The organism is Serratia sp. CY55921 (assembly GCF_052167655.1).
In the GTDB taxonomy this organism is placed as follows: Bacteria; Pseudomonadota; Gammaproteobacteria; order Enterobacterales; family Enterobacteriaceae; genus Serratia; species Serratia ureilytica.
The window spans coordinates 36,268-48,697 of the sequence record NZ_JBJNMU010000006.1; the positions used below are offsets into that span (position 1 = coordinate 36,268).

The 12,430-nt window shown below is 60.7% G+C and carries 13 protein-coding genes; 10 read left to right on the plus strand and 3 right to left on the minus strand.

The window, feature by feature from the left end; translation table 11 throughout:
* Positions 1 to 55 precede the first annotated feature (55 nt).
* From gcvT to ACJ8M3_RS20995, 4 genes are all read left to right on the plus strand, one after another.
* Positions 56 to 1,153: a glycine cleavage system aminomethyltransferase GcvT gene (gcvT, locus tag ACJ8M3_RS20980; RefSeq protein WP_004931631.1), complete on the plus strand. Its 1,098-nt coding sequence runs from the start codon at positions 56 to 58 to the stop codon at positions 1,151 to 1,153.
* Positions 1,154 to 1,199: 46 nt separating this feature from the next.
* Positions 1,200 to 1,586 carry a glycine cleavage system protein GcvH gene (gene gcvH / locus ACJ8M3_RS20985; protein WP_025304150.1) on the plus strand — a complete coding sequence of 129 codons (387 nt, stop codon included), beginning with the start codon at positions 1,200 to 1,202 and terminating at the stop codon, positions 1,584 to 1,586.
* Positions 1,587 to 1,678: 92 nt separating this feature from the next.
* Positions 1,679 to 4,558 carry an aminomethyl-transferring glycine dehydrogenase gene (gene gcvP / locus ACJ8M3_RS20990; RefSeq protein ID WP_015378983.1) on the plus strand — a complete coding sequence of 960 codons (2,880 nt, stop codon included), beginning with the start codon at positions 1,679 to 1,681 and terminating at the stop codon, positions 4,556 to 4,558.
* Between the two features lie 108 nt (positions 4,559 to 4,666).
* Positions 4,667 to 5,632 carry a quinone oxidoreductase family protein gene (locus tag ACJ8M3_RS20995; RefSeq protein WP_033652179.1) on the plus strand — a complete coding sequence of 322 codons (966 nt, stop codon included), beginning with the start codon at positions 4,667 to 4,669 and terminating at the stop codon, positions 5,630 to 5,632.
* Positions 5,633 to 5,641: 9 nt separating this feature from the next.
* Here the strand turns inward: ACJ8M3_RS20995 and ACJ8M3_RS21000 are convergent, their stop codons facing one another.
* From ACJ8M3_RS21000 to ACJ8M3_RS21010, 3 genes are read right to left on the minus strand one after another with little or no spacing between them, the layout of a single operon-like run.
* Positions 5,642 to 6,169 carry a GNAT family N-acetyltransferase gene (locus tag ACJ8M3_RS21000; RefSeq protein ID WP_231922839.1) on the minus strand — a complete coding sequence of 176 codons (528 nt, stop codon included), beginning with the start codon at positions 6,167 to 6,169 and terminating at the stop codon, positions 5,642 to 5,644.
* Complete coding sequence (locus ACJ8M3_RS21005) at positions 6,169 to 7,587, minus strand: ATP-binding protein (RefSeq protein WP_060660280.1); 1,419 nt, start codon at positions 7,585 to 7,587, stop codon at positions 6,169 to 6,171. The genes ACJ8M3_RS21000 and ACJ8M3_RS21005 overlap by 1 nt, the downstream gene beginning before the upstream one ends.
* A 4-nt stretch (positions 7,588 to 7,591) precedes the next feature.
* Positions 7,592 to 8,251, minus strand: a complete 660-nt coding sequence (locus tag ACJ8M3_RS21010; protein ID WP_033644757.1) for a response regulator — start codon at positions 8,249 to 8,251, stop codon at positions 7,592 to 7,594.
* Positions 8,252 to 8,440: 189 nt separating this feature from the next.
* Here ACJ8M3_RS21010 and ACJ8M3_RS21015 point away from each other — a divergent pair, with 189 nt between their 5' ends.
* The 6 genes from ACJ8M3_RS21015 (at position 8,441) to ACJ8M3_RS21040 (ending at position 12,428) form a co-directional block, all read left to right on the plus strand.
* On the plus strand, positions 8,441 to 8,674 hold the full coding sequence (locus tag ACJ8M3_RS21015; protein WP_046687757.1) for a hypothetical protein: 234 nt from the start codon (positions 8,441 to 8,443) through the stop codon (positions 8,672 to 8,674).
* Positions 8,675 to 8,771: 97 nt separating this feature from the next.
* Positions 8,772 to 9,515, plus strand: a complete 744-nt coding sequence (locus ACJ8M3_RS21020) for an SDR family oxidoreductase (RefSeq protein ID WP_162997253.1) — start codon at positions 8,772 to 8,774, stop codon at positions 9,513 to 9,515.
* A 77-nt stretch (positions 9,516 to 9,592) separates the two neighbouring features.
* Positions 9,593 to 9,916 carry a BrnT family toxin gene (locus ACJ8M3_RS21025; protein ID WP_071883578.1) on the plus strand — a complete coding sequence of 108 codons (324 nt, stop codon included), beginning with the start codon at positions 9,593 to 9,595 and terminating at the stop codon, positions 9,914 to 9,916.
* Positions 9,879 to 10,196 (plus strand): BrnA antitoxin family protein, encoded by a 318-nt coding sequence (locus ACJ8M3_RS21030; protein ID WP_016929995.1) that lies wholly within the window; start codon positions 9,879 to 9,881, stop codon positions 10,194 to 10,196. Before ACJ8M3_RS21025 ends, ACJ8M3_RS21030 begins: the two co-directional genes overlap by 38 nt.
* Positions 10,197 to 10,577: 381 nt before the next feature.
* Positions 10,578 to 11,396, plus strand: coding sequence for a DeoR/GlpR family DNA-binding transcription regulator (locus tag ACJ8M3_RS21035; protein WP_033644759.1), 819 nt, complete (start codon positions 10,578 to 10,580; stop codon positions 11,394 to 11,396).
* 48 nt (positions 11,397 to 11,444) lie between these two features.
* Positions 11,445 to 12,428, plus strand: coding sequence for a substrate-binding domain-containing protein (locus ACJ8M3_RS21040; protein WP_442514729.1), 984 nt, complete (start codon positions 11,445 to 11,447; stop codon positions 12,426 to 12,428).
* The last annotated feature ends 2 nt before the right edge of the window (positions 12,429 to 12,430 follow it).

Sequence of the window (12,430 nt, forward strand, 5' to 3'; positions counted from 1 at the left end):
GCCGCATTGCGTGGCAGCACCCTAACTTCTAGCGACGAGTGGAAAGAGGGAAAAGATGGCAAAGCAAACCCCACTGTACGACCAGCATGTGGCGTGCGGTGCGCGCATGGTAGACTTTCACGGCTGGATGATGCCGCTGCACTACGGCTCGCAGCTCGATGAGCACCACGCGGTGCGTCAGGATGCCGGCATGTTCGACGTGTCTCACATGACCATTGTGGATCTGCACGGCGCCCGCACCCGCGAGTTCCTGCGCTACCTGCTGGCGAACGACGTCGCCAAACTGACCCAACCCGGCAAAGCGCTGTACACCGGCATGCTGAATGCCTCCGGCGGCGTGATCGACGACCTGATCGTTTATTTCCTCACTGAAGACTATTTCCGCCTGGTGGTGAACTCCGCCACCCGCGACAAAGACCTGGCCTGGATCGAAGAGCACGCCGCACCGTATGGCGTCGCGCTGACGGTGCGCGACGATCTGGCGCTGATCGCGGTGCAGGGCCCGCAGGCCAAAGAGCGCGCCGGCACCCTGTTCACCCCGGAGCAAAAAAGCGCGGTCGAAGGCATGAAGCCATTCTTCGGTGTGCAGGCCGGCGAACTGTTCATCGCCACCACCGGTTACACCGGCGAGGCCGGCTATGAGATCGCGCTGCCGAAAGAGCAGGCGGCGGATTTCTGGCAAAAATTGCTGGCCGCGGGCGTCAAGCCGGCCGGTCTGGGCGCACGCGACACCCTGCGCCTGGAAGCGGGCATGAACCTCTATGGGCAAGAGATGGATGAAGGCGTTTCGCCGCTGGCCGCCAACATGGGCTGGACCATCGCCTGGCAGCCGGAAGATCGCCGTTTCATCGGCCGCGAAGCGCTGGAACAACAGCGCGAGCAGGGCACCGAGCAACTGGTCGGCTTGATCATGACGGAAAAAGGCGTATTACGTAATGAGCTGCCGGTGCGTTTCACCGACGCGGCGGGGCAAACCCACGAAGGCGTGATCACCAGCGGCTCGTTCTCTCCGACGCTGGGCTTCAGCATCGCGCTGGCACGCGTGCCGGCAGGCATCGGCGAGCAGGCTATCGTGCAGATCCGCAACCGTGAAATGCCGGTCAAAGTGACCAAGCCCGGTTTCGTTCGCGCCGGCAAGCCGCTGACAAATTGATTTTTTATTGATTGATTCTTTTATTTCTTCGAAGGAGTAACCGGCGATGAGCAATGTGCCAACAGAATTGAAATACGCATCTTCCCACGAGTGGGTTCGTGCAGAAGGTAACGGCGTTTACACCGTAGGCATCACCGAACATGCGCAGGAACTGCTGGGCGATATGGTGTTTGTCGATCTGCCGGAAGTGGGCCGCAGCGTCGCCGCCGGTGAAGATTGCGCCGTGGCGGAATCCGTCAAGGCGGCATCGGACATTTACGCACCAATCAGCGGCGAAATCGTGGCGGTGAACGGCGAGCTGGAAAGCTCTCCGGAACTGGTGAACAGCGAACCTTACGGTGACGGTTTCCTGTTCCAGATTAAAGCCTCCGACGAAGGCGAGCTGGCGAACCTGCTGGACGCCGCAGCTTATCAGGCCTCGATCGACGAGTAATCGTGACCACGCCCCAGGCCTTTCGGCCGGGGCGTTTTAGTTACCGTTCAAGCTATATCCCGTATCACGCAAGCATTCAGGAATTTGTAGCAATGACTCAGACACTCAGCCAACTCGAACACAGCGAAGCGTTCATTGAACGCCACATCGGCTCTTCTGCGGAACAACGCCAGGAGTTGCTGGCAGCGGTGGGCGCTCGCTCGCTCAGCGCGCTGATCCAACAGATTGTGCCGGCGGACATTCAGCTGCCGGGGCCGCCGCCGGTCGGCGACGCGGCGACCGAACATCAGGCGTTGGCTGAGCTGAAGGCGATCGCCTCGCAGAATCAGCGCTACAAATCCTATATCGGCATGGGCTACAGCGCCGTGCTGACGCCGCCGGTGATCCTGCGCAACATGCTGGAAAACCCGGGCTGGTACACCGCTTATACCCCCTATCAGCCGGAAGTGTCGCAGGGCCGTCTGGAAGCGCTGCTGAACTTCCAGACCGTGACCCTCGATCTGACCGGTCTGGATCTGGCCTCCGCTTCGCTGCTGGATGAAGCGACCGCCGCCGCCGAGGCGATGGCGTTGGCCAAACGCGCCAGCAAGCTGAAAGACGCCAACCGTTTCTTCGTGGCTGACGACGTGCATCCGCAAACGCTGGACGTGGTGCGCACCCGCGCCGAAACCTTCGGCTTCGACGTCATCGTCGATAAAGCGGAAAAAGTGCTGGAGCTGGACGGCGTGTTCGGCGTGCTGCTGCAGCAGGTGGGCACTACCGGTGAACTGCACGACTACAGCGCGCTGCTGGCCGAACTGAAATCGCGCAAAATCATCACCAGCGTGGCTGCCGACATCATGGCTCTGGTGCTGCTGACCGCGCCGGGTAAGCAGGGCGCCGACGTGGTGTTCGGCTCCGCGCAGCGCTTCGGCGTGCCGATGGGCTACGGCGGCCCGCACGCCGCCTTCTTCGCCTGCCGCGACGAGTTCAAGCGTTCGATGCCGGGCCGCATTATCGGCGTTTCCCGCGATGCCGCCGGCAACACCGCGCTGCGCATGGCGATGCAGACTCGCGAGCAACATATCCGCCGCGAGAAAGCCAACTCGAATATCTGTACCTCGCAGGTGCTGCTGGCCAACATCGCCAGCCTGTACGCGGTGTATCACGGCCCGCAAGGCCTGCAGCGCATCGCCGGGCGCATCCATCGCCTGACCGACATTCTGGCCGCCGGGCTGCAGAAGGCCGGCCTGACGCTGCGTCACCACACCTGGTTCGACACCCTGACCGTCGAAGTGAAGGACAAGGCCGCCGTGCTGGAGCGCGCGCTGAGCTTCGGCATCAACCTGCGTACCGACATTCACGGCGCCGTCGGCATCACGCTGGATGAAGCCACCTCGCGTGAAGACGTGCAAACGCTGTTCGCACTGTTGGCCGGCGACAATCACGGTCTGGACATCGACGCGTTGGACGCGGCGGTGAGCAAAAACAGCCAATCGATCCCGGCCGCCATGCTGCGTCAGGATCCGATCCTGACCCACCCGGTATTCAACCGCTATCACAGCGAAACCGAGATGATGCGTTACATGCATCGCTTGGAGCGCAAGGATCTGGCGCTCAACCAGGCGATGATCCCGCTGGGTTCCTGCACCATGAAATTGAACGCCGCGGCGGAAATGATCCCGATCACCTGGCCTGAATTCTCAGAGTTGCATCCGTTCTGCCCGCCGGAGCAGGCGGCCGGTTACCAGCAGATGATCGGCCAACTGTCCCAGTGGCTGGTGCAGCTGACCGGCTATGACGCGGTGTGCATGCAGCCGAACTCCGGCGCGCAGGGCGAATACGCCGGCCTGCTGGCGATCCGCCGCTACCACGAAAGCCGCAACGAAGCGGGCCGCCACGTCTGTCTGATCCCGAGCTCGGCACACGGCACCAACCCGGCCTCCGCCCAGATGGCGGGCATGAGCGTGGTGGTGGTGGCCTGCGACAAGAACGGCAACATCGATCTGCACGATCTGCGCGTCAAGGCGGAGCAGGCAGGCGAAGAACTCTCTTGCATCATGGTGACCTACCCGTCGACCCACGGCGTGTATGAAGAAACCATCCGTGAAGTGTGCCAGATCGTGCATCAGTTCGGCGGTCAGGTGTATCTGGATGGCGCCAACATGAACGCCCAGGTGGGCATCACCACGCCAGGCTACATCGGCGCGGATGTGTCGCACCTCAACCTGCATAAGACCTTCTGTATCCCGCACGGCGGCGGCGGCCCGGGCATGGGCCCGATCGGCGTGAAAGCGCACCTGGCGCCGTTCGTGCCGGGCCACAGCGTGGTGCAGATCGACGGCGTGACCACCCAGCAGGGCGCGGTCTCCGCGGCGCCGTTCGGCAGCGCCTCCATCCTGCCTATCAGCTGGATGTACATCCGCATGATGGGCGCGGAGGGCCTGAAGCAGGCCAGCCAGATGGCGATCCTGAACGCCAACTACATCGCCACCCGTTTGAAAGACGCGTACCCGATTCTGTATACCGGCCGCGATCACCGCGTGGCGCACGAATGTATCCTCGATATTCGTCCACTGAAGGAAGAGACCGGCATCAGCGAAATGGACATCGCCAAGCGCCTGATCGACTTCGGTTTCCACGCCCCGACCATGTCGTTCCCGGTGGCGGGCACGCTGATGGTCGAGCCGACCGAGTCGGAAAGCAAGGTGGAGCTGGATCGCTTTATCGATGCGATGCTGGCGATCCGCAGCGAAATCGACCGCGTCGCCAAGGGCGAATGGCCGCTGGAAGACAACCCGCTGGTGAATGCGCCGCACGTCCAGGCGGAGCTGGTCAACGACTGGCAGCATCCGTACAGCCGCGAACTGGCGGTGTTCCCGGTGGCCGGCGTACGCGAGAACAAGTACTGGCCGAGCGTTAAGCGTCTGGACGACGTGTACGGCGACCGTAACCTGTTCTGCTCTTGCGTGCCGATGAGCGATTACGAATAACACGTTCGGCAAAGTTTGTGTTTGGGGGACACCGCATCATGCGGTGTCCCTTTTTATTTTATAGCGGCCTATTCTTTCCTGTACGTTCCCACGATTTGAGGAGTCACCATGCAAGCGGCAATCGTAACAGCGCTGGGGCAACCCCCGGTTTTCGGCACCTTTGAGGAGCCTCAGGCGCAGGCGAATGAAGTGCCGATCGACGTTCTGGCGGCCGGCATCAAACAGCTGGATCGCGCCACCGTCGCCGGAACCCACTATTCCAGCCCGAAGCAATTGCCGATCGTGCCCGGCACCGACGGCGTGGGCCGTACGGCGGACGGGCAACGGGTGTACTTCGCCTCTTTCCGTCGCCCTTACGGCGCGATGGCAGAGCGCAGCGTCGCGTCCTGGACGGTGCCGGTGCCGGCGACGGTGGACGACGCCACGGCGGCCGCGCTGATCAATCCGGCCTTCGCCGCCTGGTTGCCGCTGCGCTGGCGGGCGGATCTGCAGCCCGGTGAAACGGTGCTGATCATCGGCGCCACCGGCACCTCGGGCAAGCTGGCGGTCGCGGCGGCGCGTCAGGCGGGGGCCGGACGCATTGTTGCCGCCGGCCGTCGACTGAGTGTTTTGGAGGCATTGGGTGTAGACGCCACGGTGGATCTGAGCCTGCAGGGCGAGGCGCTGACGCAGGCCTTCGCGGCGGCGGCGGGGCCGGGCGGTTATCAGGTAATCGTCGATTACATCTGGGGCCCGGCGACTGAAGCGCTGCTGGCGACGCTCAATAATCACGATCTCTCGTCTTACGCCGGCGGACGCGGCATTCGCTTGGTCAATGTCGGTTCGATGGCCGCGCCGGACATCCGGCTGCCGGCGGCGGTGTTGCGCAGCAATCAGCTGCAGATCCTCGGCAGCGGTACCGGCAACTTCCCGCCGATCCCGGAGATGCAGCGCTACGCGACCGAGATTTTGGCGCTGGCGGCGACCGGAGCGCTCACTATCGAGACGCAGGAGCACGCGTTGGCGGAGATCGCCGAGGTGTGGGATCTGAACAAGAAAAGCGACGTGCGTTCGGTGATGCGCATCGCCCGTTAACCCCGGCCGCTAGCGGCAAGGGCAGACCAGGTGAATGTCTTCCGGCTCACGGGCGAACAATTCGGTATCCGGCTGTTCGATGAGCCGGCAGCCCTGCGCCAGATAGAAGTCTACGGTGCTTTTATTGGGGATGGAGGAGACATACAGCCCGGCGGCGCCGTCTTGCGCCGCCTGACGCAGGCAGAGCTGGAACAGCTGCCTGCCTAACCCCTGGCCGCGTTTGTGCGCGCTGACGTAAAAGAACAGCAGCTGGCGCAGATCCCGCTGTGGGCCGCGCGGCTCGGTGTCCAGCGCCGCCGCCGCCACGATCTCCTCGCCTTCGAACAGCGCGAAGAACGCGCCGCCGCGATCGAAGCACGCTGCGTGGATTGGCGTATAGGTTTCCCGATCGTGCGGATCCCAGCCGCGCACGTCGTAGTACTCCGCATAGGATTGCAACTTGCCGTCCCGCAGGCGATACAGTGTGTCGATAATTTCGCTGCGGTCGATATCCCATAGCCGGTCGAGTTGCTGCCGTTGCAGCAGAACAGGGGCAATCATGGTCGTGGTTCACTCTCAGTCTGTGGCCGATAACTTTCCGGCAAATCGATGATGAAGCCGATGCCGCGATCGTCAAGGCCTTCGGTAACGCGCAGCTGCGCGCCGATTTTGTCGGCCAGGTTTCGGGCGATGGCCAATCCGAGCCCGCTGCCGGTTTGCTGCGTGCCGGGCACGCGGTAAAAGCGTTCAAACAGGCGGGAATGATGTTCTTCGCTCACCCCCGGGCCGTTATCGCGTAACGTAATATAGCAGCCGAGCGGCGCCAGCGAGCGGATATTGGCCTCGATGCGGCTGCCGGGCGGCGCGTACTTGAGCGCGTTATCCAGCAGGTTGGTGAAGATGGCGATCAGCGCATGGCGGTCGGTACTCACCACCACATCCTCGCTGCCGTCGAGCGACAGTTCGACATCTTTCTCCAGCGCATAGGGGACGTGCTGTGCGATGCATTTGCCGATCTCCGCATAGATATCCACCGCCTCAATCTTCAGCGGAAAATCTTCCGCCTCCAGCTTGGCCAGGTTGATCAGCTGGCGTGACAGCGACGCCGCGCGATCCAGCCCTTGCTGCATGTCGCCGATGATTTCCCGGCGCTCCTGCTGCTCGCTGACCTGGGTCAGCAAATGTAGCTGCGCCAGCACGGCGGCGATCGGCGTGCGCAGCTCGTGCGCGGCGTCGGCCATAAAGCGTTTCTCGCGCTGATTGGCCGCGTCGATGCGCGCCATCAGTTTGTTGACCTCCATCACCACCGGCCGGATTTCCTGATACTGCTCACTGACGTTGAGCGGCGACAGGTTGCCAGGCTGGCGATCGGAAATGGTGCGGGCGATCTGGCGCAATGGCCGCAGGCTGAAGTAGGCGGTAAACAGCAAGGTAATGATGATCGCCGCCAGAATGCCCAACAGCGGTACGGCGGTGCTTTCCGCCGGGTTGCCGAACAGCGTGGTGCGATCGTTGAAAGACTCGCCGACGATCACCCGGTACTGGCGCTTTTCGCTCCAGCTGCCGGCAAGGTGCCAGTTGGCGCCGGCGTAATTGACGGAGCCGGACAGCACCGAAGGCGGCAGACGCAGCGGTTCTCCCTGCGTTTGCGAACTGTAAAGCACCCGGCTGTCCCGATCGTAAACCACAAACAGCGGGTGATAGTCGATTTCATCCTGCATGCCGTTATTGATGGAATCAATGTACATGCCTTCAATGGTTTTGATGATGCCGCGGTAATCGATATTATCGGTGCCGGTTTCATCGAGAATATTGGCGATGCCTGCGGCGACGATGCGTTGCTGGTTATCGAAATATTTCTCCATGTCGGGGTAATACCAGTACTTCACCCAGGCGACGAGGATCCCCCACAATAATAAAATGGCCAGGACCTGGAAAATAATGGTGCGCATAAAGAAGGATTTGAAACCGATCATCCCGCTACTCTTTCTTCAGCAAATAGCCAATGCCGCGTACGGTAATGATTCTTTCTTTACCAATCTTGCGGCGTAAATTATGCATGTGTACTTCCAGCGAGTTGCTTTCCACGCTATCGCCGTGGCCGAACAGCCGCTGTTCCAACACCGCTTTGCGCACCACGGTGCCGGCGCAGCGCATCAGTTCGTGCAGCAGGTGATACTCTTTTTTCGACAGCATCAGCAGTTCGTTATCCAGCATGACCTGATGGTTGACCGGATCGAGATACAGCGCGCCGAGGCTCCAGGTTTGAGACGCGAAGCCCGCCATGCGCCGGTTGACCGCTTTGACGCGCGAGATGAGTTCGGGCAGCGCGAAAGGTTTGGCCAGAAAGTCGTCCGCGCCGGAGTCGAGGCTGTTCACCAGGCTCTCGATGCGATCGCGGGCGGTCAGGATGATGATCGGGATATTCTGTCCGGCGGCGCGCCAGGCGACCAGCTTCTGCAAACCGTCGCCGTCCGGCAGCGTGAGATCCAACAGCATCAAATCGAACCCGCCGGGTGAAAGTTTATTTTCCGCGTCGGTGAGCAGGCGCACCCAGCACAAATTAAAGCCGGCCAGCTCCAATGCTCGGCACAGCGCCTTGCCTAATTGCAGGTCGTCTTCCACCAACAGTATGTTCACGTTATTTCCGCTGAGAGCCTTGAGTCGCGATTATCTAACTATAACGCTGACGGGAAGACAACGAGGAAAACCGCTCTGCCTGCGCGTTCTTAAGCAAACCTTAATCTGGCTTTAATCTCGCGTTAAGGGAGCGGGGGGGAATTTCAGTTATTTTGCTGCCATTCGAAATCATGGCTGAGGGAGCGAAACATGCAGACTGAAGGTTTCCCGAACGCGGGCGCCTCGCGGCGGCTGATGTATTCAGGCGTGGCGATGCTGCTCGTTCTGTTGATGCTGTCTTTTCGCGGTGATGCGCAGAGCCATAGCCACGGCGGCCATCATGCTTCCGCTTTGCAGCGGGTGCATCAGGCGGCGGCGACGGACGCTTACGGCTGCGCCAAGTCGCGCATTAAAAAGCAGCTGCGCCGCCTGGCTCAGCTTTGAAGCGTTTTTTAGGGTGCCGCTCTATACTCTGACGGGCAAACGGAAGGCCTGTGCGCAGGCCGTTGTCGACATCGCCAACCAGAGAAAAAATACGATGATGAAAGTGGCATTGGTGACCGGCGCAAGCCGGGGAATTGGCCGCGCGACCGCTTTGCTGCTGGCCCGGCAGGGCTATGCGGTGGGCGTGAATTACCTGCGCGACGAAAGTGCGGCGCGGCAGGTGGTGGCGGAGATTGAGGCGCAGGGCGGCAAGGCGCTGGCGCTGCAGGCCGACGTGGCCGATGAAACGCAGGTGATGGCAATGTTCAGGGCGCTGGATGCCGGGCTGGGCACGCTCAGCGCGCTGGTCAACAACGCCGGCATTCTGTTCCGGCAGGCGAACATTGAACAGTTGACCGCCGAGCGCATCAATAAGGTGCTCGGCACCAACGTCACCGGGTATTTCTTGTGTTGCCGCGAGGCGGTGAAGCGCATGGCGCGGCGCCATGGCGGGCAGGGCGGCGCTATCGTCAACGTTTCCTCCGCGGCGTCCCGGTTGGGGGCCGCGGGGGAATACGTCGATTACGCCGCCTCGAAAGGCGCCGTCGATACCCTGACCATCGGGTTATCGCGCGAGGTGGCGGCGCAGGGCATCCGCGTCAACGGCGTGCGGCCCGGATTCATCTATACCGAGATGCACGCCAGCGGCGGCGAACCCGGCCGGGTGGATCGCGTGAAGTACAGTTTACCGATGCAGCGCGGCGGCCAGCCGCAGGAAGTGGCGGAGGCGATCGCCTGGCTGCTGTCTGACGCCGCGTCTTACGTGACCGGCACCTTTATCGAGGCCGCAGGCGGGCGTTGAACGCATCCGGAGAATTTTGACATCCCTTCGGAGGTGATGTATTTTGATTAAATAACAATCAAAATGTAGTTACAAAAATGTATTTTTATTTTGAATGGAATCAGGATAAAAATCACAGTAACCAGCGCAAACACCGTGTCAGTTTTGAGATAGCGCAACGGGTTTTTCTGGATCCCAACCATTTGGCTGTGCTGGAAAGGATCGAGGATGGAGAAGAACGTTGGCAAACGATCGGTATGGTCGGATCCTGTTTGCTGTTGCTGGTGGCACATACGACGATCGAAACGGATGTCGAAGGCGATACAGTAGAGATCGTGCGTATCATTTCAGCACGCAAGGCCGATGCCAAAGAGAGGGGAAGATATGAAGCGCAAAAATTCCGCCAAAAATCTGGCCCATAGCGTACTCCCGCCGTTGACGGAGGAGCAGAAAGCGCAAATTGCTTCACTGAGTGCGTTGCCGGACGAGGGAATCGATTATGCCGATGCGCCGGCGCTGGGGGAAGAAACGTGGCAGACTGCGGTTCAGGGGCGTTTTTATAAGCCGATGAAAGTATCAAAAACCATCCGAATCGATGCGGATGTGTTGGCTTGGCTTCAGCGACCAGGCAAAGGCTATCAGAAACGCCTGAACGCCGTGTTGCGTGAGGCGATGTTGAAAGAGCATGAGCACGAGGAATAATTTGTGTCAGGCGGCTAACGATCCGGTGAGATTCTCACCGGATTTTTTTTGCTGTTTTTTCAGGTAATGCGTTATCAACGCCGGCTGTCTCCTTGCGGCGCTCGGTCAAAACCACACAAACGGTCATTAACGGTCATGGCGCGGAACGTGGAATTGTGACCGTTTACCGTTTCTCTCCTGTCTGTCTCAGGCGGTCGCGCATCATAACTGTCTGTTACTCCACACTTTCGTAATTATTCATTTCATTTCCTTCCCGATTTTTTTGACAACTATCACAGCGCGATCGTTGACCGATCGCGGGGCGATGCGCTTTGCGTCTGCGTGCAAAACGCGGCGCGGCAAATCGATATCGTAATCATCGTCGTGGAGGAGAAAAGAAACATGCTGCCTGTAGAACGTCATCGCTTTATTACCGAAGTCTTGAGCCAGCGCGGCCGCGTGATGGTGCAGGAGGTGGCGCAGCTGTGCCACATCTCTATCGAGACGGCGCGGCGTGATCTGGCCCTGCTGGAACGGCGCGGCCTGCTGCTGCGCAGCCACGGCGGCGCGGTCTTCGTCGAGCCGCCGGCGGTGGAAAAAACCTATGTGCCCGCCGAGATAGATCAGGGGGAGTCCTTCCGCCAGCGCAGCAATGAGTCGCCGGAGCAGAAGACGCGCATCGCCAAACGCGCGCTGGAGTTTATCGCGCCGGGGGATTGCTTGCTGCTGGACAGCAGCTCCACCAGCTGGTTTTTGGCGCGCCAGCTGCCGGATATCTCGCTGGTGGTGCTGACCAACTCGCTGCACATCATCCAGACGCTGGCCTGCAAGGCCAACGTGCGCACCATCGGGCTGGGGGGCGAGTATTCCGCCAAGTACGAGGATTTTATCGGCGTGCTGGCGGAGCAGATGCTGAAAGAGTTCGTGATCAACAAGCTGTTTTTCTCCTGCCACGGCATTTGCCAGGACGGCGGCATCCGCGAGAGCAATGAGCACCATGCGCGGCTGAAGCAACAGATGCTGCTGGCCTCGGAGCGCAAGTTCCTGCTGGTGGACAGCAACAAGTTCGGCCGCCGCTCGTTCGCCCGCATTTGCCATTACCGGGAAATAGATACGCTGATCACCGACAGGCTTGGCGATGACGAGTTTCGTCAGGAATTGGCCTGGAACAACGTCGATGTGATTGAAGTTTCACCCGCCGCGAAAAGGGCGGCGCGATAACAACAACGAAAACCTTTTATTACAGCCAACACTTGTGGAGAGAGAACAATGAAAAAATCCGTACTGGTCGGTCTGTTTGCCTCGCTGCTGCTGTCGGTCTCCGCGCAGGCGGCGGACAAGCTGAAAATGGGCGTGGTGGTGAAGATCGGCGGCATTCCCTGGTTCAACGCCATGGAGGCCGGCATCAAAAGCGAGAGCGCCAAACGCGGCATCGACGCCTGGATGGTCGGGCCGACGGCGGCGGATCCTGCGCTGCAGGTGCGCGCCATCGAGGATCTGATCGCGCAGAAGGTGGACATCATCGGCGTGGTGCCGAACGACGCCCGGGTGCTGGAGCCGGTGCTCAAGCGCGCGCAGGAGGCGGGCATCAAGGTGATCGTGCACGAGTCCCCCGGCCAGAAGTACGCCGACTGGGATTTTGAGCTGGTGGACGCCTCGCAGCACGAGGTCAACCACATGAAAGCGCTGGCCGCCTGCATGAAAGAGCAGGGCAAGTACGCGGTATACGTCGGCAGCCTGACGGTGCCGCTGCACATCACCTGGTCGGACTCGGCCATCAATTACCAGAAGCAGCACTACCCGAACATGCAGCTGGTGGGCGACAAGTTCGGCGTGGGGGAATCGCTGGATGACAGCGTGCGCACCACCAACGATCTGATGGCCAAATATCCCGATCTGAAAGGCGTGCTGGCCTTTGGTTCACAGGGGCCGATCGGCGCCGGGCGCGCGGTGCTCAACCGCGGAAAAAGCAACGATATTTGCGTCATCGGGCCGTTCAGCCCGGGCCAGGGCGCTTCGCTGGTCAACCGTGGCGCCATCAAGGGCGGTTATATCTGGAACCCGATGGTGGCGGGCGAAGTGTTCGTGCGCATCGCCGACATGATGCACAAGGGCGAAAAAATCACCGATGGCATGACCATCGAAGGCATGGGCAAGGTGCAGGTGGATGCGCAGCAGCACACCATTCTCGGCAACGCCACCGAAAGCCTGGATAAGCAAAACCTGCCGAAGCTGGTGAAGATGGGGCTGTAATC